This is a genomic window from Delftia sp. CH05, assembly GCF_009827015.1.
GTDB classification, from domain to species: domain Bacteria; phylum Pseudomonadota; class Gammaproteobacteria; order Burkholderiales; family Burkholderiaceae_C; genus Comamonas; species Comamonas tsuruhatensis.
In genome coordinates this window covers 203,574-222,909 of record NZ_WUMG01000001.1, presented here as the reverse complement: position 1 = coordinate 222,909, position 19,336 = coordinate 203,574, and the positions used below count along the sequence as shown (strand labels likewise).

Annotated in this window: 17 protein-coding genes; 5 read left to right on the top strand and 12 right to left on the bottom strand. The window is 68.6% G+C overall.

Translation table 11 applies throughout. The features are described 5' to 3' along the window. Positions 1-158: 158 nt before the first annotated feature. Positions 159-2,090, top strand: a complete 1,932-nt coding sequence (locus GRX31_RS01005) for a RecQ family ATP-dependent DNA helicase (RefSeq protein WP_017405658.1) — start codon at positions 159-161, stop codon at positions 2,088-2,090. Positions 2,091-2,190: 100 nt separating this feature from the next. On the opposite strand, the gene GRX31_RS01000 is transcribed toward GRX31_RS01005, so the two are convergent. From GRX31_RS01000 to GRX31_RS00990, 3 genes are all read right to left on the bottom strand, one after another. Further along, entirely contained in the window at positions 2,191-3,000 is an 810-nt protein-coding gene (locus GRX31_RS01000) for a DUF4198 domain-containing protein (RefSeq protein ID WP_160851092.1), read from the bottom strand. A gap of 6 nt (positions 3,001-3,006) precedes the next feature. Next, positions 3,007-3,495 carry a hypothetical protein gene (locus GRX31_RS00995; RefSeq protein WP_012202078.1) on the bottom strand — a complete coding sequence of 163 codons (489 nt, stop codon included), beginning with the start codon at positions 3,493-3,495 and terminating at the stop codon, positions 3,007-3,009. 172 nt (positions 3,496-3,667) lie between these two features. Further along, positions 3,668-6,085 carry a TonB-dependent hemoglobin/transferrin/lactoferrin family receptor gene (locus tag GRX31_RS00990; RefSeq protein ID WP_160851090.1) on the bottom strand — a complete coding sequence of 806 codons (2,418 nt, stop codon included), beginning with the start codon at positions 6,083-6,085 and terminating at the stop codon, positions 3,668-3,670. A 280-nt stretch (positions 6,086-6,365) separates the two neighbouring features. On the opposite strand from GRX31_RS00990, the gene GRX31_RS00985 reads away from it, so the two are divergent. From GRX31_RS00985 to GRX31_RS00975, 3 genes are read left to right on the top strand one after another with little or no spacing between them, the layout of a single operon-like run. Continuing rightward, complete coding sequence (locus GRX31_RS00985) at positions 6,366-7,739, top strand: aspartate aminotransferase family protein (protein WP_016447370.1); 1,374 nt, start codon at positions 6,366-6,368, stop codon at positions 7,737-7,739. A gap of 7 nt (positions 7,740-7,746) precedes the next feature. Further along, positions 7,747-8,820, top strand: coding sequence for a GNAT family N-acetyltransferase (locus tag GRX31_RS00980; protein ID WP_160851087.1), 1,074 nt, complete (start codon positions 7,747-7,749; stop codon positions 8,818-8,820). Next, positions 8,802-9,707 carry an arginase family protein gene (locus tag GRX31_RS00975; protein WP_160851085.1) on the top strand — a complete coding sequence of 302 codons (906 nt, stop codon included), beginning with the start codon at positions 8,802-8,804 and terminating at the stop codon, positions 9,705-9,707. The genes GRX31_RS00980 and GRX31_RS00975 overlap by 19 nt, the downstream gene beginning before the upstream one ends. A 36-nt stretch (positions 9,708-9,743) precedes the next feature. Here the strand turns inward: GRX31_RS00975 and GRX31_RS00970 are convergent, their stop codons facing one another. From GRX31_RS00970 to GRX31_RS00930, 9 genes are all read right to left on the bottom strand, one after another. Further along, complete coding sequence (locus GRX31_RS00970; RefSeq protein WP_160851083.1) at positions 9,744-10,973, bottom strand: DegT/DnrJ/EryC1/StrS family aminotransferase; 1,230 nt, start codon at positions 10,971-10,973, stop codon at positions 9,744-9,746. Continuing rightward, complete coding sequence (locus GRX31_RS00965) at positions 10,966-11,460, bottom strand: DMT family transporter (RefSeq protein ID WP_016452234.1); 495 nt, start codon at positions 11,458-11,460, stop codon at positions 10,966-10,968. Before GRX31_RS00965 ends, GRX31_RS00970 begins: the two co-directional genes overlap by 8 nt. A 1-nt stretch (position 11,461) precedes the next feature. After that, complete coding sequence (locus GRX31_RS00960; RefSeq protein WP_012202070.1) at positions 11,462-11,830, bottom strand: EamA family transporter; 369 nt, start codon at positions 11,828-11,830, stop codon at positions 11,462-11,464. Continuing rightward, a complete protein-coding gene (locus GRX31_RS00955; protein WP_016452235.1) occupies positions 11,820-12,761 on the bottom strand; it encodes an alpha/beta hydrolase in 942 nt (313 codons plus the stop codon). Before GRX31_RS00955 ends, GRX31_RS00960 begins: the two co-directional genes overlap by 11 nt. Positions 12,762-12,935: 174 nt before the next feature. Then, positions 12,936-13,640 carry an MtnX-like HAD-IB family phosphatase gene (locus GRX31_RS00950; protein ID WP_160851081.1) on the bottom strand — a complete coding sequence of 235 codons (705 nt, stop codon included), beginning with the start codon at positions 13,638-13,640 and terminating at the stop codon, positions 12,936-12,938. Next, positions 13,633-14,577, bottom strand: a complete 945-nt coding sequence (locus GRX31_RS00945) for an HlyD family secretion protein (protein ID WP_160851079.1) — start codon at positions 14,575-14,577, stop codon at positions 13,633-13,635. The genes GRX31_RS00950 and GRX31_RS00945 overlap by 8 nt, the downstream gene beginning before the upstream one ends. Next, positions 14,574-15,332, bottom strand: coding sequence for an ABC transporter ATP-binding protein (locus GRX31_RS00940; protein WP_016447362.1), 759 nt, complete (start codon positions 15,330-15,332; stop codon positions 14,574-14,576). The genes GRX31_RS00945 and GRX31_RS00940 overlap by 4 nt, the downstream gene beginning before the upstream one ends. 15 nt (positions 15,333-15,347) lie before the next feature. Beyond that, positions 15,348-16,502 (bottom strand): ABC transporter permease, encoded by a 1,155-nt coding sequence (locus GRX31_RS00935; protein WP_016447361.1) that lies wholly within the window; start codon positions 16,500-16,502, stop codon positions 15,348-15,350. Then, the gene (locus GRX31_RS00930) at positions 16,499-17,968 is read right to left on the bottom strand and encodes an efflux transporter outer membrane subunit (RefSeq protein ID WP_046982603.1); all 1,470 of its coding nucleotides are present in this window, start codon (positions 17,966-17,968) and stop codon (positions 16,499-16,501) included. Before GRX31_RS00930 ends, GRX31_RS00935 begins: the two co-directional genes overlap by 4 nt. A gap of 348 nt (positions 17,969-18,316) precedes the next feature. Here GRX31_RS00930 and GRX31_RS00925 point away from each other — a divergent pair, with 348 nt between their 5' ends. Next, positions 18,317-19,321: a fimbrial protein gene (locus GRX31_RS00925; RefSeq protein ID WP_160851077.1), complete on the top strand. Its 1,005-nt coding sequence runs from the start codon at positions 18,317-18,319 to the stop codon at positions 19,319-19,321. Positions 19,322-19,336 lie beyond the last annotated feature (15 nt).

Genomic DNA, 19,336 nt, shown 5'->3' with positions numbered 1-19,336 from the left:
GCCAGGCCTTCCCGAAACCCCATGACCCTCGCAGCCCTTGCCGGGGGAGCACAATTGCGGGTTCCGGCCCTTGTGGCCGGAACCGTTTTTTGGGTGCTTGCCCTGCATTCCCGCTTCGCCAACTCGCGGCACCGCCGCCCCTTCTCCGAAAGCCTCCGTTGTCCGCCGCGCATTCCGTCCTGCAAGCCGTGTTCGGCTACGAACAATTCCGCGGTCCGCAGGAGGCCATCGTCTCGCACGTGGTCGCCGGCGGCGATGCGCTGGTGCTCATGCCCACGGGCGGCGGCAAGAGCCTGTGCTACCAGGTGCCGGCCATCGTGCGCCAGCAGCAAGGCCACGGCGTGGCGGTGGTGGTGTCGCCGCTGATCGCGCTCATGCACGACCAGGTCGGCGCGCTGCACGAGGCCGGTGTCAGCGCCGCCTACCTGAACTCCACGCTGTCCTATGACGAGACGCAGGAAGTCGAATGGCGCCTGCAAAGCGGCGACATCACCTTGCTGTATGCCGCGCCCGAGCGCCTGAACACGCCGCGCTTCCTGGGCCTGCTCGACGACCTGCATGCCCAGGGCAAGCTGTCGCTGTTCGCCATCGACGAGGCCCACTGCGTGAGCCAGTGGGGCCATGACTTCCGGCCCGAGTACCGCGCGCTGAGCGTGCTGCACGAACGCTATGCGGGCGTGCCGCGCATCGCGCTCACGGCCACGGCCGATGCGCTGACGCGCGCCGACATCGTCGAGCGGCTGCAGCTGGAGAGCGCACGGCATTTCGTCAGCAGCTTCGACCGCCCCAACATCCGCTACCGCATCGCCGAGAAGAAGGACGTCAGCAACCAGCTGCTGCGCTTCATCGAGCGCGAGCACGAGGGCGAGGCCGGCGTGGTCTATTGCCAGTCGCGCAAGCGCGTGGAGGAGCTGGCCCAGACGCTGAGCCAGGCCGGCGTGCCCGCCCTGCCCTACCACGCGGGCCTGCCCTTTGAGACGCGCCAGCTGCACCAGGACCGCTTCCTGCGCGAGGACGGCATCGTCATCGTGGCCACCATCGCCTTCGGCATGGGCATCAACAAGCCCGATGTGCGCTTCGTGGCGCACGTGGACATGCCCAAGAACATCGAGGGCTACTACCAGGAAACCGGCCGCGCAGGCCGCGACGGGCTGCCCGCCGACGCCTGGATGGCCTACGGCCTGTCCGACGTGGTCAACCAGCGCCGCATGATCGACGAAAGCCCGGCCGAGGACACCTTCAAGCAGGTCATGCGCGGCAAGCTCGATGCCCTGCTGGGCCTGGCCGAGGCCACGGACTGCCGCCGCGTGCGGCTGCTGGCCTACTTCGGCGAGCAGTACGGCCTGGGCGCACCGGGAGAAGACGCAGAGACGGACATTGAAGGCCGGCCGCTGCAGCGCGTGGCAAAGACCGCCTGCGGCAACTGCGACAACTGCCTGGAGCCCCCGGCCCTGTGGGATGGAACGGACGCCGCGCGCAAGCTGCTGTCCACCATCTACCGCGTGCACGAGGCCAGCCAGCTGACCTTTGGCGCGGGCCACATCATGGACGTGCTGCGCGGCAAGGACACCGAGAAGGTGCGCCAGTACGGGCACGAGAAGATCTCCACCTTCGGCCTGGGCAAGGACTACAGCGAGCCCCAGCTGCGCGGCGTGATGCGCCAGCTGCTGGCCACCGGCGCCCTGGGCCTGCACAAGATCACCAGCGAGAACAGCGGCCACAGCTTCGACACCCTGTGCCTGGCCGAAGGCTCGCGCGAAGTGCTGCGCGGCAATGTCCAGGTACAGCTGCGCGAGGCCGTCGCAGCGCCGCGCACGCGCACCTCCAAGCGCGCCACCCAGCCCAACGCGGCCGCCGCCAGCCTGGGGCCTGATGCCCAGGTGCGCTTCATCAACCTCAAGGCCTGGCGCGCCGAGGTCGCGCGCGAGCACAACCTGCCGGCCTATGTGATCTTCCACGACGCCACGCTGGCCGCCATTGCCGAGCGCAACCCGGCCTCGCTGGACGACCTGCAGGGCATCAGCGGCATGGGCGCCAAGAAGCTGGACGCCTATGGCGCCGAGGTGCTGCGGGTGGTGGCCACGGGCTGAGGCGCATAGCCCTCATGCACATCGCATGGGGCAGGGCTTCACCATGAGAAAAGGCCTGCACCTCCATGGCGGCAGGCCTTTTTCGTGAAACCGGAACCCCTTACTGCGCCAGCACCCTGAAGGTCAGCGTGTAGTTGTTGCCGTACTGCGGCGCGGCGGCGCCGGCGGGGGCGTCGGCGCGGTAGCGCACCAGGGCCAGGTAGATGCCGGACTTGGGCAGGGCGTAGGAGATGCGGCCCTGGCCATCGGTGGTCAGCGCATCCACGCTGTGCTGGCTGGCCAGGTCCATGGCCGAGCGGAAGATTTCCACCTTCTGCGCGGCCAGCGGCCTGCCGTCGTATTGCACGGTGAAGTCGAACTTCTCGCCCGCGAACAGGTCGGCGGGATGCGTGACGGGCACGATCTCCAGGCCCTTGCCTGAGGGCGCGAGCGCGGCCCGGCTGGGCTTGCCCACCGTGATGTAGGTCTCGGAGACCGACAGCGACTGGTAGTGGCTCAGCAGCCTGGCATCGGCCGGCGTGGGCGTGGCGGGATCACGCGCGGTCTCGACCTTGCCGTTGCGCTCCCACGAACGGAAGATGGCGCCCAGGCGCGGGCCGGTGCTCACGCGGTAGGTGCCCTTCTCGTCGGGCAGTTGGTGCTCGGCCACGGTGCGGGTCTTGAACTGGCGCACATCGGCCACGGGCGTGACCGAGCCGTCGGGCGCCGTCACGGCGAAGCGCGTTTCGCCAAAAGCCACTTCGGGGATGAAGAACTTGTCGGCGAAGCTGGCGTCCACGCTGATGACGGCCCGGGGCTGGGCCTCGAAGCTGGTGGGCAGCAGGTAGGGCGTGTGGGCCTGGGCGGAGATGCACACGGCCGACAGCAGCGGCAGCCACCAGGCCAATCGCTTGGATGGGGTTTTGGCCATGTCCGCTCAGGGCTTCTTGACGTCGTTCTTGTCCACGACGCCATCGGCATTGACGTCGGCTTCCTTGAAGCTGCGTTCGGCGATGGCCATGTCTTCTTCCACGGTGTATTTGCCGTCGCGGTTCCTGTCCACGATGCCGAAGCGCACATGGGCCTGCTTCATGGACTGGGCATAGCGCTCGTCGGGCTGGCGGCCCGCGTACTGCTGCTTGAGGCGGGCCTCGAACTCGTCCACGTACTCCTTCTCGCTGAGCCAGCCGTCGCCATTGGTGTCGCCGGCCAGGAAGCGCTGCTTGCGCACGGTGTCGTACTCCTGGCGCGTGACCACGCCATCACGGTTGGCGTCGTAGCTGCCCATGAAGGCAGACTGGCCATGCCCGCCCGCAGGCTGGGCCGGGCCGCTGGCGGACGGTGCCGTGGGCGATGCGCAGGCGGTGAGCAGGGCCGCCAGGCCGGCAGCGGCCAGCATGCGGTGGGACAGAGAGAACTCGATCATGAAACGACTCCTGAAGTAGGCAGATACAGCGGCGGCTGCGATGGTGGTGGAGGCTTTCCGGCCGACACCGCCGCTGTAGGGAAGGCCGGCCGGCCCCTGGAGAAACTCCTCGGATCCGCGCCACGCGGCAAGTGAAGGTGGCGTGGATGCAATGGCATGGTGCGCAGGGTGCTCAGAACGCAACGTTCATGGACACGGCGAAGGTGCGGCCCGGGTTGCTCAGCAGCTCGATGTCGCGGCGGTCGCGCGCCACGCCGGGCTGCAGGCTGCGGGTGCTGGAATAGTCCCAGTAGCGCTTGTCGCCCAGGTTGTAGATGCCGGCGTTCAGGCGCACGTTCTTTGCGACCTGCCAGTAGCCGGCCAGGTCGAAGATGGCATGGCCGGGCACGCGGAACAGCTCGGTGGTCGAGTCGGTCAGGCCGGTGCCCGCGTTCAGGTAGCTGTCGCGGTTGGTGGCCACGGCCTGCTTGCCCGCGACGAAGGTGCCGGTCAGGTTCAGGCCCCATTGCCGGGCCGGTGCGTCATAGCCCACGCCGACGATGGCCTTGCGCGGCAGCACGCTGTCCAGCGGCACATCCTTGTCGCCTGCGTAGTAGGACTTGGAGGTGCCGCGGCTGATGCCCAGCGCCCAGGTGGAGTACAGGCCCCTGGCGGCGGGCATCCACTGGCCGTGGTCCAGGCGCGCGCTGGCCTCGAAGCCGTAGATCTTTGCGCTGTCGCGGTTCTCGGCCTGGTAGATGGTGCCGATGTGGGCGGGCACGTTGACGAACAGGTCGGGACGGCCCGCGCGCAGGTAGCGCGTGTAGGCGATGAAGTCGGAGTACCTGGTATAGAAGACCGAGCTGTTGAAGGTCACGCCCGGCGTAGGCGAACCCTTGAGGCCGAAGTCGAAGGCATTGCTGCTTTCCTCCTTCAGGTTGGGGTTGCCCACCAGGGCGTACTGGCCTGCCGCGTTGTAGTTGCTGGCCATGTTCCACGAGCCGAAGATCTCGCCGGCCGAGGGCGCGCGCCCGCTGCGCTTGAACTGGGCATAGGCGCTGAACGTGGGCGTGAGGTCATAGACCAGGGCCAGGCTGGGGCTGAGGATGGTGTTGCCGCGCGTGCCGCCGTAAATCTTTTCCACATCGGCGGCCGTGAGCACGCCCGAGACGAAGTTGTCCAAGTCGCGTGTCTTGATCTCCACGCGGTCCACGCGCAGCGCGGGAATCAGCGCCAGGCGGCGGCCGCCGGCCTGGAAGCTGATCTCGTCCTGCAGGAAGGCGCCGTAGCGGCGGGTGGTGGTGTCGGGCTGGGGCTTCATAACGGGCGTGCCGGTAGCGAAAACGTTCCACGGCCGCTCCGTGTCCTGTGTCGATGCATTGACGCCAAAGCTCAGGCGGTGGCGGTCGATGCGCTTGTCGCCCGTGCTCGAGAAACCCCAGGTGCGCGTCTCGTTGCCCGAGACGTTGTGCACCTTGGCGCCCGTGGCCAGCGTGGTGGTGTCGGTGACGTCGTTGGTGTCCGTGTTCTGGAAGTACAGCCGCGTGTCCAGCTGGTCCACCCAGGCGCCGGCCGGTGTCCACAGGTGCTGCAGCTGCAGCGTGTTGCGGCTGGTGTCGCTGTTCTGGCGCGAGCTTTCGGTGATGCTGGTGTTGGTGGTGTCCCAGCCATGGAAGGAGGTGTCGTTCTTGCGGCGATACAGGTCGGCCGACAGCACCAGGCGGTGGGCCGGGTTGATGCGCAGGCCGCCCTTGAGCAGCAGCGCGTTGGAGTTCCAGTCGTCGGGATAGCTGTTGACGATGGCGCTGTGGTTGCGCGTCTCGTGGCCGTCGCGGCGCGAGTAGGCGATCAGGCCGTCGAGATCGCCCGAGCGGCCAGCGGCCGTGAAGCTCTCGTTCCAGGAGCGGTCGGCCGTGTCGTGGCCGATCTTGCTGCCCAGGTAGGAGGTCTTGCCGCCCACCAGGTAGTCCTCGGCGGACTTGGTGCGAAAGCCCACCGAGCCGCCGATGCCACCGGCCGCGCGCCGCGCCGTGGTGGTGCCGGAGTGGATGTCCACGCCCGAGAACATTTCCGGATCGATGAAGTCGCGGCCCACGCCGAAGGTGTTGGCGCCGACACGGCTCACATAGGGGCGCGTGGTGGCGTCGGGCATCTCGACGCCGTCCACATCCATGCCGATGCGGTTGCCCTCGATGCCGCGGATGTTGTAGCCCGTGGTGCCCAAGCGGTCGAAGCTGCTGCGGTTGCGGCTGGTGCCCGAGGCCGTGCCCGGCGCGGAGACCAGGGGCTGGTAGCGCACCACGTCGGCCATGCTGCCGGCCTGCTCCAGCGCCGGGCCGCTGACGGTGGTGGAGGCGCCCGGGGTTCGCTGCGCGGGCTCGGCCGTGTCGACCACGTCGACCTGGGCCAGTGCCTTGGTGGGTGCCTGCGCCATCAGCCGGGCCTCATAGTCCAGGGCCTGAGGCCGGGGCTGGGCCCAGGCGCCGGACGTGGCCAGGCCGATCACGGCGGCCTGCACGGCCACGGCCAGCAGGCTGGGCCGCAAGGCCGGCGCAGCGCAGGGGTTCCAGAAAAGGGAGACAGGGGCGCAGGAGCGTGAAGATGGAGCCATGGCAGGAATCGGGGAACGAGGGTTGCTGGCTAGCTGCCGACCTCTTCGCGGAGTGCTCTTGCGAGACCATTGATTCCCCCCGGGTGTGATTTCTTCCTGCTGGCTTTCCGCGATTCTCCCACCAATTGATAATGATTATCATTTGTTTTGTATCATTTACGTCACAGGGACAGATCACGGTCCCGCGCGGACCTCCTCCACAAACCCCACACAAAGACTCGACAGCGCAGCAAGATTGCCCGCTCACACTGCGGCGGCTGAATATCTGGAGCCCTTTGCTGTGACCAATAACGCCCAACTCCTGGCCGACGAAGCCAAGTACTGCTCGTTCGGGGATACCGTCCACTACGTCAATCCCCCCAAGATCTTTTCGGGCTGCGAAGGCAGCTACATGTACGACGAGGCCGGCACGCCCTACCTCGATCTGCAGATGTGGTATTCGGCCGTGAACTTCGGCTACAAGAACAAGCGCCTCGAGCAGAAGATGATCGAGCAGCTGCAGACCCTGCCCCAGGTCGCCAGCCAGTACCTGCACCCCACCAAGATCGAGCTGGCCAAGTTCATCGCCCAGGATGCGGAGCGCAAGTGGGGCCATGCCGGCCGCGTGCACTTCAACGTGGGCGGCGCCCAGGCCATCGAGGACTCGCTCAAGGTCGTGCGCAATGCCAGCGGTGGCAAGAGCCTGATGTTCGCCTTCGAGGGCGGCTACCACGGCCGCACGCTGGGCGCCTCCAGCATCACCTCCAGCTACCGCTACCGCCGCCGCTACGGCCACTTCGGCGACCGCGCGCAGTTCATCCCCTTCCCCTACCCGTTCCGCCGCCCCAAGGGCATGACGTCGGAGGAATACGCGGACTCCATCGTCCGGGAATTCGCGCGCAAGTTCGAGAACGAATACCACGCCATCTGGGACCCCAAGACCAACCAGTGCGAGTACGCAGCCTTCTACGTGGAGCCCATCCAGGGCACGGGCGGCTACGTCGTGCCGCCGCCCAATTTCTTCAAGGGCCTCAAGAAGGTGCTGGACGACCACGGCGTGCTGATGGTGGTCGATGAAATCCAGATGGGTTTCTGGCGCACCGGCACGCTGTGGTCGGTGGAGAACTTCGGCGTCAAGCCCGACGTGCTGGTCTTCGCCAAGGCGCTGACCAACGGCCTCAACGCCCTGTCGGGCCTGTGGGCGCGCGAGGAACTGATCAACCCCACCATCTTCCCGCCGGGATCGACCCACTCCACCTTCGCCTCCAACCCGCTGGGCACGGCCCTGGGCCTGGAAGTCATGAAGATGACCCACGAGATGGACTTCGGCCGCCAGGTGCGCGAATCGGGCGCCTACTTCCTCGAAGGCCTCAAGGAGCTGCAAAAGCGCCACAAGGAAATCGGCGATGTGGACGGCCTGGGCCTGGCGCTGCGCGCCGAGATCTGTACCGAGGACGGCTTCACGCCCAACAAGGCGCTGCTGGACAAGATGGTGGACATCGGCCTCGAAGGCGGCCTGGAATACCAGGGCCAGAAACGCGGCCTGGTGCTGGACGTGGGCGGCTACTACAAGAACGTGATCACCTTCGCGCCCTCGCTGATGATCTCGCGCCCCGAGATCGACGAGGCCATGGTCCTGCTGGACCAGTTGCTCACGAAAGCCAAGGCGGCCTGAAGGCGCGATGCCCGCAGAGCGCCTGCACAACCAGCTCGAACCCCCAGGCCTGCTCGCGCAGTTCGCGGCCCATCCTCCCGAGGGCTTCGCACTGCTGCAGGACTGGCCGGCGCCGGCCTTCACGGCGCCCTTCGATCTTCTGACCACGGCGGACGACGCGCTCAAGGCGCGTCTTTTGTCGTTGCCCGGTGGCGGCTGGCTGTCGCGCCGGCTGCGCCTGTCCACCGACTTCGTGGGCACCACGGTCAGCGAGTACGCCGTGCTGCCCATGGGCATCCCTGCCGCCCAGCAGGCTGCCGCGCTGCGTGCGCGCGCAGGCCGGCGCATGCTGACCATCGTCAAGGACCTGCCCCAGGATTCCCCGCTGCTGCCGGACGCCGACAACGCCCATGCACGGGCGCTGGCGCAGGCCCTGGCCGATGCGGGCTTCATCCTGGTCGAAGGCCAGGCCCTGGCCCATGTGCCCATCGACTTCTCCAGCCTGGACGAGTACCTTGCGCGCCTGTCCAGGAGCCGCCGCCAGAACCTGCGCCGCAAGCTCAAAAGCCGCGCGCAGCTGCAGGTGCAGCGCATTCCCACGGGCGCGGCCTTTGCCGATGACGCCTGCGTCGATGCCTACTACGCGCTGTTCGATGCGGTGTATGCGCAAAGCGAGATCCACTTCGACAAACTCACGCGCGATTTCTTCGCGGCCGTGCTGCGCGATGCAGGCAACGGCGGCCTCGTCTTCGAGTACCGCGCGCTGCAAGACGACGGCGCGCCCGGTGCGCTGCTGGGCTGGAACCTGTGCTTCGAGCACGGCGGCAAGCTGGTCGACAAGTACATCGGCCTGTCCTACCCGGCCGCACGCGAGGCCAACCTCTACTTCGTGAGCTGGATGGTCAACCTCGAATACGCCATCGAACGCGGCCTGAGCCACTACGTGGCCGGCTGGACCGATCCCGAGGTCAAGGCCCAGCTGGGCGCCAGCTTCACCTTCACGCAGCATGCGGTCTTCATACGCAACCCGCTGCTGCGCGCACTGGGCCGGCGCTTTGCCGGCCACTTCGAAAGCGATCGCCAATGGAGCGAACAGAACTGAATGCCCAGCCGGTCGTGCTGGATGTGGATGGCTCGGTGGGATCCTTGCCCGGCGAGCTGCGCCTGCCGCTGCAGCACTGGCAGGAGCAGGTGCGCTTCGGTTGCGGCCTGCGGCGCTTCGCGCGGTTCCGCGCGGCGCTCGATGCGCAGCTGCCCGCCGCGCATGGCACGGCCCTCATGGGCAGCGGCGACTTCCACCATCTGAGCTGGCCGCTGATCGAGCGCTGCATCGCGGCGCGGGCCCTGTCCTCAGGCCGGCCGCTGCGCGTGGTCGTGCTGGACAACCACCCCGACAACATGCGCTTTCCCTGGGGCGTGCACTGCGGCTCCTGGGTGCGCCGCGTGGCCCTGCATCCGGCCATCTCGCATGTGCACGTGGCCGGCATCACTTCCGGCGACATCGGCCGCGCACACGCCTGGGAGAACTACCTCACGCCGCTGCGCGCCGGTCGCCTGAGCTACTGGAGCGCGGGCGTGGACACGGGCTGGGCGCGCCGCCTGGGCGTGGACTCGGCCTTTCGCAGCTTTGCCAGCGTGGCCGAGCTGTCGCGCACGCTGGCGCGCATGCTGCGCGAGCAGGCCCAGCCCACCTACCTGAGCATCGACAAGGACGTGTTCGCGCCCGAGGTGGTGCGCACCAACTGGGACCAGGGCCGCATGCTGGAGAACGAAGCCATGGACATCATTGGCGCGCTGTCCGGCCAGATCGTGGGCAGCGACATCACGGGCGATGTGTCTTCCTGGCGCTACGCGACCTGGTGGAAGCGCTGGATGAGCGCGGGTGACGGCCAGGACACGCAGATCGGCGCGCAGACGCTGGCCACCTGGCAACTGGGCCAGCATGCGTTCAACGAGCGCCTGGTGGAGCGTCTGCAGCAGGCCGGCTGAGGCCCCACCGGAGCTGCGGCGACCGGTGCTGCGAGGTCAGGCGGCGGCCTGCTTCATGGCGCTTTCCAGCACCTGGACCAGATCGCCAAAGCGCGCGTCGTCGAACCACAGGCTGTTGCCCACCGCCACCAGGCGCTGCGCCCAGTCGCGCCCCTGGTCCACCACGTCCTGGCGTGCCAGGCCCAGCACATGGTCGTAGCGGCCATAGTCGGGCAGCACATGGACGAAGGGCAGCGACAAACCCCAGCCCCGCCCCCATTGCGCGCGCAGCAGCGCATCGCGCGTGGCGGCATCGCGCAGGCGCAGCAGCAGCACGGGCCAGACGCCTTGCGCACCCGGCACGGTGTCGCCCACCACCTCGATGCCATCGATGGCCGACAGCCAGGCGCCGCGCTCACGCGCCTGGCGCTGCAGTTGCTGCTGGAAGTCCGCCAGCCGCGCCAGTGCGCGCCGGCCCACGCGGCGGCGCCAGGTGCCCAGTTCATGGCGGGCAATGGCGTCGTCGAAATCATCGCCGGCGGCCTGCACCCAGTCGCTGCGCGACAGCGCATCGCGCAGGGGGCGGCCATAGGCCAGGTCCAGCCCGGCGGGGCGGTACAGCGCCGCATAGCCCAGCAGCTCCAGGCTGCGGCGCAACTCCCAGCCCCGGTCCTGGCGCACGCTGGCTGCATGTGTCTCGCGCAGTGCCTCGCGCAGCGCGGGGTCGCGCGCCAGCAGCACGCCGCCCTCGAAGGTGGTCAGGCCCTTGCCCACGGCCAGGCTGTAGAAGCCCACATTGCCCTGCCAGCCCACGGGCTCGCCGCGCAGGCGCGCGCCCAGGGCCTGGGCAGCGTCCTCCACCACCCAGGCACCCACGGCGCGCGCGCAGTCCAGGGCCGTGTCCACGTCGGCCACGCGGCCGCACAGATGCGTGGGCAGCACGGCCAGCGTGCGTTCGCTGCACAGGGCGCGCAGGCGCGCGGGGTCCATGTCCAGCGTGTCGGCATGCAGATCGCACAGGCGCAGCTGCAGGCCGCAGTGCGCCACGGCCAGGGCCACCAGCGGGCAGGTATAGGCGGGGGCGATGACTTCGCTGCGGCCCGGCGCCAGGCGGCGCAGCGTCTGCAGCGCCACCATCAGCGCCGAGGTGCCAGAGCATTCGAGCTGCACGGCGGGCACGCCCAGCCACTGCGCCAGCGCCGTCGCCAGGTCCGCGTCGCCCCAGGGCAGCAGGTCGGCCGCGCGCAGTGGCAGGCCCGCCGTGGGCGGCAGCATGCGTTCAGCCACGGTGCGTGCCGTGCTCGGCCGAGGCCGCCAGATGCGCGGCACCCGCGCTGGCCGAACCCGCGCCCGGGTTGCCGCCCGCATGGCCCGGCGTGTCATCGTCTGCGCCGGGCCCCTCGGCCTCCTGCGTCTCGCTGACGGCCAGGCAGGCGATGCCGGCCACGATGAACAGGCAGCCGATGATCTGGGGCATGCCTATGCGCTCGTCGAACAGCCAGTACGACAGCGCCAGCACGGAAAGAATCTCCAGGTGCGATGCCGCAAAGGCCGGGCCGATGGGCGCGCGCTTGAGCAAGGTCATCCACGAGAAAAAGGCGCCGATGTAGCCCACGAAGGCGCCATAGATCCAGGGCTGGCCGAACACGCGCGCCAGCCAGTCCACCGAGAACTCCAGCGGCAGCGCCGCATTGCCGGCCTGCTTGAAGCTCAGCTGGGCCAGCGTGTCGAAGGCCATGAGCACCAGAAAGCCGATGAAATAAAAGCGCTTCATTTCAATGCAGGCCCACGATGGCGACGCCGATGGACACCAGAACGATGCCTGCCACGCGCATGGGTGCCAGCTTCTCGGCAAACAGCAGCCGGCCCGCGATCATGATGGCCACGATGTTGATGGAGCCCAGCAGCACGCCCTCGGACAGCGGCACCAGCGAAAGAAAGGCCAGCCACAGCACGAACTCGGCCACATAGCAGCCCACGCCCAGCCACAGCCAGGGCCTGGAGGCCATGAAGCGCCAGCGTGCCAGGCCGTCGAGGTCACCGGGCTGGCTGGCGGCGGCCTTGAAGGCCAGCTGGCCGCCGCTGTCCACCAGCACGTTCAGCACCCACAGCGTGATGACCAGCGGCGAGAGATCACTGCCCATGCGGCGCAGCCTCCACAGCCCGGCCTTCGCGGGGGGCGGCACCGCTGGCGATGCGCGCCACGAACTCGGTGGTGCGCGCGATCACGGTGCGGCGGTCGCGGTCGATGGTGACCATGTGGTAGCTGTTGTCCAGCAGCACCAGCTCGACATGGGCCTGGCTGGCGCCGTGCACGATGTCGTGGGCGTTGGCCACCGACGAGATGTCGTCGTTGCGCGCATGGATGACCAGGCAGGGCGAGCGCAGCTGGGGCAGGCGCGCCAGCACATGGGCCGAGAGGCGGCGCAGCTCGATGATGGACCACCAGGGATTGCCCGGCAGGCCGGCCGCCGCGCTGTCGCCCGAGTGCATCTGCTCGACCACGCGTGCGCGCAGGGCCTCGTCCTTGATGCCGTAGGGCGGCTGCTCCATGAACACGCTGCGGCGGCCAATGCCCAGCGCGCGGAACAGCGGCAGCAAAAAGGCCAGGCGCGTGTAGAAGGGGATGCTCCAGCCGTCGTAGCGGAAGGTGGTGGACAGGGCGCAGACGCCGTCCACCTTGTCGGGATGACGCTGGGCCACGGCCAGCGAGAGCACGGCGCCCATGGACAGGCCGCCGACCACCACATGGTCCACATGCTGCGACAGCCGCTGCAGGCCGCCTTCCACGCTGGCCAGCCAGTCGGTCCAGCGCGTGTCCACGAGATCTTCCATGCTGCCGCAATGGCCGGCCAGCTGGACCGCATAGACGGTGAAGCCCTGCTTGTTCAGCCCCTTGGCCAGCAGGCGCATCTCGGCCGGCGTGCCCGTGAGCCCGTGCACCAGCAGCACGCCGGTGCGCGCGGCAGCGCCCGTGCCGGGCATGACGAATTCATGCTCGGTCACGCAGACGCTTTCCAGCCCCGTGGCAGGCTCGCTGCGCTGAACCAGGGAGAGCCCATCACTCAAATTCATGTCAATTTTCCATGACGCTGCGCGTCGCCCTCTGTCCATGAAAATGGCGTGCCCTGAAGCCAGAGACACCAAGGAAGGGCCTGGGCCGGCCGCGCCGCCCCGCACCGAAGGTGTCGTCCCCCTTGGGGGGCGCCGTGCAACGGCAAGGCGCGAAGCGACTCAGGGGGTGGTATGTCATGCCAGCGCCTCCAGGCCCAGGACGACCTTGTCGAGCAAGGCCGTGGCCTGCTCGAAATGCTCGAAGGGCGCATGGGCGATGCCCCGGCTTTCGCAGTGGGCGATCAGCTTGTACTTGGCCAGCACGAAGTCGGCCCGGCCCGAGACGCAGAAGTCCGAGGTACTGTCGCCCACATAGAGCACGCGGCCATGCTGGGCCTGCTGCTCGGCCAGGCGCTCGCACTTGCAGTTGCCGCTGGCGCGCGCGCACTGCGCACTGGCCCAGGGCGAGTCCAGGCGCCAGCTGCGCTCGCCGGTCGGCACCAGACGGTTGGCGATGACCTGCAGATGGCCCAGGCCATGGCGCTCCAGCACATGGCGTATGGCGTAGTCGATGCCGTCGCTGACCACCTGCACCACCATGCCGTTGGCCTGGGCGGCCGCCACGAAGCCGGCGAAGCCGGGATCGATCTCGATGGTGTCCAGATGGGCGCGCAGCTCGGCCTCGTCCATGTCCAGCAGCGCGACCTGGCCCTTCATGCATTCGCGCGAGCCGATCTCGCCGCGCTCCCAGGCGTCTTCCAGCTCCTGCCAGCCGGGCTTGCCGAAGCGGTTGAGCAGGGTGTCGGTCACGTCCAGCAGGCTGATCGTGCCGTCGAAATCGCTTTGCACCATCCAGCCGGGCGCGGCGGTGTCCAGATACAGGGGAATGCGCTTATTCATGGAACTGCACCCTTACGTTTTGGCCCACGCGCACGGCGGCGGCGGGAGCTTGTTCGAAGACCAGCACACATTCGATGACACGCACCGGCCCGCGCTGCTGGTCGTCCTGCAGCCGCGCCGTGCCATAGACGGGGCTGATGCGCAGCACGCGTGCCGAGGGCAGCTGCTGCTGTGCGGAGCCATCGGCATCCAGCGTCACCGTGGCCCGCATGCCTTCGCGCACGGCGGCGGCGAAGCTTTCGTTGATTTCGGCGCGCACCTGCAGCGGGCGCTGCGGCAGCAGCACCACGGCCGGCGTGCCGGGCACGGCCTGGCTGCCCGCGTGGGTGGCCAGGCGCACCACGGTGCCGGCCTCGGGCGCGCGCAGTTCCTGGCGCTTGTGCTGGGCGCGCAATTGTTCGAGCTTGCGCTGCGCCACCTGGGCCTCGGCCGCGGCCACGTCGATCTCGGCCTGGGCATCGCGCAGTGCCTGCGCGGCCTCGTCCACGTTCTGCGCGTCGGCCGCGCCCTCGCGGGCCGCTGCCTGCCAGCGCGCCAGGGTCTGCTTGAGCTGGGGCAGGCGCGCGGCGCGTGCCTTCTGGCGGGCCCTGGCCAGCTGGGCCTCGGACTCGGCCACGGCCAGGTCGGCCTGGCCCGTCTCGTCGGCCAGCCTCAGCAGCAGCTGGCCGCGCTGCACGGACTGTCCTTCCTTGACGGACAGCTGCTGCACCACGCCGGCCACGGCGGGCGACAGGTCCAGCAGCCCGCCTTCCACCTCGATCTTGCCGCGCGCCACGGCCACTGCCGCCGGGCCGCTTTGCTGCGCCCTGGAGCTGTCCTGGCCCGCATTGGCGGGCGCATCGTGCGAAGGACCGCAGCCCGCCAGCAGCGCGGCGGCGGCCAGCGCCGCAGCCAGTCCGGCAGTGGAAGCGGCAAGGCCGCTCAGGGGGTGCTTCATTGTTTTTCCTTCAACGGGGAGGTCTGGCGCCAGTCGCTGCGGATGGCGCCGTCCTCCATGCCGAGCACGCGGTCGGCATGGCGCACCAGGCGCGGGTCATGGCTCACGCACAGCACGGTCGTGCCATGGTTGCGCGCCGCGCGGTGCAGGATGTCGATGACGCGCTGGCCGCTTTCGGCATCCAGCGCACTCGTGGGTTCGTCGGCGAACAGCAGCTGCGGCGCCTTGGCCATGGCGCGCGCAATGGCCACGCGCTGCTTTTCGCCGCCCGACAGTTCGGCCGGGCGCATGTGGGCGCGGTGGGACAGGCCGACCTCGTCCAGCGCCTGCTGCGCGCGGCGCAGGGCCTCGTCGCTGCGCAGGCCCATGTAGCCCAGGGGCAGCTGCACCTGCTCGATGGCCGTCAGTGCCGGGAACAGGTTGAAGCCCTGGAAGACGAAGCCCGTGTGGCGCAGGCGAAACTTCTCCAGCGCCCGCGTGCCCAGCTTGCCCAGGTCCTCGCCCAGCGCCATGGCGTAGCCGCTGTCCGGCGCCTGCAGGCCCGACATCAGCGACAGAAGGGTGCTCTTGCCGCAGCCCGAAGGGCCAGAGATCAGGCTCAGTTCGCCCGCGTACAGCGATACCGACAGGCCCTGCAGCACCTGCACGCTGACCATGCCCGACAGGAAGGACTTGCACAGCCGCACGGCTTCCAGGCTGGGCGCCGTGCGGGGCACCGCCGTGGGCGCGGGGGAAGAGGCATTCATCACGTTCATGGTGTCTGGAAGTCTTCAGCGCAGCAGCGTGGCCGGGTCGGCGCGCAGCAGGCTGCGCATGGCGCCCAGGCCCGACAGCAGGGACAGCACGGCCACCAGCACGGCACAGGCCAGCACGGCCGATGCGTTCAGCGCCACGGGCACGCGGTAGGCCGTGGCCACGGCCAGCAGCACGGCGCTGGCCAGCGCGGCCATCACGAAGCCCAGGCCGCCGATCCAGCAGGCCTGCTCCACCACCACGCGGCCCAGGGCCGCGCGGCTCACGCCCAGCGCGTTGAGCACGGCGTACTCGCGCGACGAGGCAGCCACCACGGCCTTGAGCGACTGGCTGGTGACCACCGAGCCCACCAGGCAGACGATGACGGCCATGAACAGCACGCCCGCGCCGGCGCCCGTGTCGAACATCCAGTAGCGCTGCGAGCGCCGCGCGAATTCCTTGGCTGTCCATGCCTCGTAGGGGCCGAAGCTGGGCGTGGACTGGTTCAGGCGCTGCTGGACGGCCTTGGCCGAGGCGCCGGGGCGCACGCGCGCCACGAAGTAGGTGCTGCCCTGGCCCGGGTCACCGGCAATCTCGCGCGCCGTGGCCAGCGAGGCCAGCACGTTCACGCCGCCCAGGCCGCGCAGCCCGTCCACGGCGGCCACCACCTGCACGCGGTGGTTGTTGACCCAGGCCACGCCGCCCTCGCTGGCGCCCAGCGTCTGCAGGTCGGCCCGGTCCACGATCACGGCGCCGGGTTCGCGCAGGCGCTGCCGCTGCCAGGGCTGGAGCACGCGGGAAAACAGCATGGAGGCATCATCGGTGGCAATGCCGGACAGGTAGACCGACACGCCGCCGCCGTGTTCGCTGGCCGCGCCGCCGGCCGGCGTGCTGGAGCGCCAGTCGCCATCGACCCAGACGTAGGGCTCGACGGCAGTGATGTCCGGGTCCATGCGCAGGCGCATGTCCACGTCGCGGCCGATGGTGCGGCCGAAATTCACGCTCTGCGTGCCCGGGTAGCCGATCCACAGATCGGCCGAGGACGCCGTCACATACAGCGCGGCCGATCCGAAGATGCCCAGCACCAGCGCGGCCTGCATGGCCAGCAGCACGCCGGAGAAGCCCACCGCGAAGACGGAGGGAATGAACCGGCGCCACTCGTGCACCAGCGTCTTGCGCGCCAGCGCGATCATGAGGATGCCCCCTGAGCCACGGGCGCAGGGCCGTTGCCGGAATCGTCCTCCGGCCTGTCCTCGGCAGGCAGCGGCGCGCCGCCCAGGGCCTTGTACAGCGCCACATAGGCCAGGGCATGGGCGGCCAGGGCGGTGGTCTGCTCGCTGCGCGCCTGCAATGCGGCGCGCCGGGACGCCAGACCACCGAACTCGCTGTCCAGGCCCAGCTTCTGGCGCTGGTGCTGCACGCGTTCGCGCTCGGCCAGCACCTGCTGCGAGTCCTGCAGCGCGGCAATGCGCTGGCGCTGGGCACCGATGGCGGCCAGGGCGGATTCGACCTCGGCCACGCCGTCCAGCACGCTCTGGCGGTAGCCCTGGATGGCAGCCTGCAGCGCCAGCTCGCTGGCATCGGCCTGCGAGCGGCGGCGGCCCCAGTCGAACAGGGGAATGTCGATCTGCGGCCCGAAGGTGGGCGCGTTGTCCTGCGTGGTGCGCAGGTTCTGGGTGATGTTGAACGAATACAGCAGCGAGCCGCCGATCACGAAGCGCGGGTACAGCGCCGCTTGCGCAATGCCCTGCTCGGCTGCGGCGCGTTCCACGCCGGCCTGCGCCACCTGGATGTCGGGGCGCGTGCGCAGCAGGTCGGCCGGAAGGACCGCCACGCCCAGCGCCTGCGGGCCAGGCAGCGGCGCTGTCGCATCGGCCTGCAGCCATTGCGCATCGGGCCGCGTGCGGCCCAGCAGTGCGGCCAGCATGTGGGCGCTGCGGGCCTGGGTTTCACGCAGGCCCGCACGCAGGGCAGCGCTCTGGCCGGCCTGCAGCTGCAGCTGGCGCACGGCCTCGGCCGTGCCCAGGCGCTGCTGCTGGCGCACCTGGGCCAGTTGCAGGGCACGCGCATCCAGCTGCGCCTGCTCGTCGATCAGGGCCAGCTGGCGCTGGGCCATGCGGATGTCCAGGTAGCGGTGCACCACGTCGGCCACCAGGGCCACGCGCGCTGCCTGCAGGCGGCCCCGTGCATCGAGCACGGCAGCTGCGGCATTGCGCTCGCCGGCCTCGCGGGCGCCGAACAGGCCCAGGTCCCAGCTCACGTCGATGCTGGCGTGGAAATACGAGTCGATGGCTGCGATGTCCTGCAGCGTGCGCGCACCGGCCGTGAACACGGGCCGGAAGGCAGCGCCGGCCGTGCCCGCCAGCAGCCGCTGCTGGCGCAGGCGCGACTGGGCCTGGGACAGATCGAGGTTGGCGGCCAGCGCCTCCTCGACCAGGGTGTTGAGGGATTCATCGCCCCAGGCCTTCCACCAGCCCTGCAGGTCGGGTGCGGCGGCCGAGCCAGGTGCACCCGGCGCGGCGGCGGGCAGGGGCTGTGTCCACTGCGCAGGCACCGAGCCGTCGAGCTGTGCCGGGGGCGGCGATGAGCAGCCGGCCAGCGCCAGGGCGGCGCCCAGGCACAGGCTGGAGAGGCGTTGCGTCGCGGCGGCGTGGTTCACGGGATGGACAGGCGGGAGGGGATGATCGAGGGAGAGGACCGGGAAAACGAGGCCAGGGAACCATGTCCCCGGATAGCCATTGGACGCGGCCAAGCTTGCGCGAGGTTGCAGGCTTTATGGAGGAAACATGGAGAACGCGGCGCCGTGCGCAAGCCTCTCTTGCCCATCCCGGGCGGGAGTCAGTCGCGGACCGCGCCAGATTACCGCGGACTCGGATGATTCCGAGTTTATTTTCAGAACACTCCGATTCCAATGCCGCATACAGGTCGGTATATTGACCGGATATCGCGCCCGGTGCCGCCTGTCCCAAGGACATTGATCCATATCTTCCTGGCTGGAGTCCACAGCATGCCTTTCACAGCCATCTTGCGCCATGCATTGGCCATGCCGCTCCTCTTGATTCTCTTCATGGCCCCTATTTCATCCTGGGCCCGTTGTTCCTCCCAGGGCTGGAATGCCCAGTTTCCGGGTTCGGCCAACACCCCCACCATCGTCAACGAAAATTATCCGATTGGCAGCGTTGTCTATTCCAGGACAATGGCTTTGCAAAATACCGGGGCCGGCAGCTACCACATTTCTTGCGACAATGATTTTTATTACATAGAAGGCATTGGAACGGAAAGCAGTGGAATATATTCCACCTCCATTCCCAACCTGGGCATGAGAATCACGTGGGAAAGAGCCGCGCCTTATTTCGGGTCCATGCTGAAACAGGGCATATTCCATTCACTGCCAAGCAACAACATGACCCTCGAGCTCGTGAAAACCGGGGAACTCACATCTGGCGGTTTCCTGAATGGCAGCTTCGCACGAATCTACTCTGGGACCAGCAATGCCCGTGACTTGCTGGCCACGGTATTCTTTTCGAGTGGCATCACCGTCAACGTCAGCAGCCGCCCCAGGCCGCCGACCTGCCGGGTGTCCACGGGCAAGATCGACGTGGCCATGGCCCCCGCCCCGTTCGCCGATTTCAAGGGAATCGGGACCGTCACGGCAGCCAAGGACTTCAGCATCGAGTTGACCTGCGCGGGAGGCGAAGCCAATACACGCCTGACCGCCTTCATCACGCTGACGGACGCCACCCAGGCGACCAACCGATCGAGCACGCTGACGCTGGCCCAAAACTCCAAGGCCCGGGGTGTCGGCATACAGGTACTGAGAAACAACGTGCCCGTGAGCTTCGGCCCCGACTCCGGCAGCCTGGGCAATGCCAACCAATGGAATGCGGGCCAGGTCGCACAGGGGCAGAACAGCCTGAAGATTCCGCTGAGCGCGCGCCTGGTGCAGACAGCCGGCAGCGTGACACCTGGCGTGGCCTATGGCAGGGCGACCTTCACGATGAGCTACCAATAGCCGCTGATGGGACTG

Excerpts from the sequence above, each read along its gene's own strand:
- GRX31_RS00935 (WP_016447361.1), bottom strand. The coding sequence starts at position 16,502 with ATGATCGCGCTGGCGCGCAAGACGCTGGTGCACGAGTGGCGCCGGTTC.
- GRX31_RS00990 (WP_160851090.1), bottom strand. The coding sequence starts at position 6,085 with ATGGCTCCATCTTCACGCTCCTGCGCCCCTGTCTCCCTTTTCTGGAAC.
- GRX31_RS00960 (WP_012202070.1), bottom strand. The coding sequence starts at position 11,830 with ATGGGCAGTGATCTCTCGCCGCTGGTCATCACGCTGTGGGTGCTGAAC.
- GRX31_RS00955 (WP_016452235.1), bottom strand. The coding sequence starts at position 12,761 with ATGAATTTGAGTGATGGGCTCTCCCTGGTTCAGCGCAGCGAGCCTGCC.
- GRX31_RS00950 (WP_160851081.1), bottom strand. The coding sequence starts at position 13,640 with ATGAATAAGCGCATTCCCCTGTATCTGGACACCGCCGCGCCCGGCTGG.
- GRX31_RS00980 (WP_160851087.1), top strand. The coding sequence starts at position 7,747 with ATGCCCGCAGAGCGCCTGCACAACCAGCTCGAACCCCCAGGCCTGCTC.
- GRX31_RS00945 (WP_160851079.1), bottom strand. The coding sequence starts at position 14,577 with ATGAAGCACCCCCTGAGCGGCCTTGCCGCTTCCACTGCCGGACTGGCT.
- GRX31_RS00995 (WP_012202078.1), bottom strand. The coding sequence starts at position 3,495 with ATGATCGAGTTCTCTCTGTCCCACCGCATGCTGGCCGCTGCCGGCCTG.
- GRX31_RS00925 (WP_160851077.1), top strand. The coding sequence starts at position 18,317 with ATGCCTTTCACAGCCATCTTGCGCCATGCATTGGCCATGCCGCTCCTC.
- GRX31_RS01000 (WP_160851092.1), bottom strand. The coding sequence starts at position 3,000 with ATGGCCAAAACCCCATCCAAGCGATTGGCCTGGTGGCTGCCGCTGCTG.
- GRX31_RS00975 (WP_160851085.1), top strand. The coding sequence starts at position 8,802 with ATGGAGCGAACAGAACTGAATGCCCAGCCGGTCGTGCTGGATGTGGAT.
- GRX31_RS00940 (WP_016447362.1), bottom strand. The coding sequence starts at position 15,332 with ATGAACGTGATGAATGCCTCTTCCCCCGCGCCCACGGCGGTGCCCCGC.
- GRX31_RS00965 (WP_016452234.1), bottom strand. The coding sequence starts at position 11,460 with ATGAAGCGCTTTTATTTCATCGGCTTTCTGGTGCTCATGGCCTTCGAC.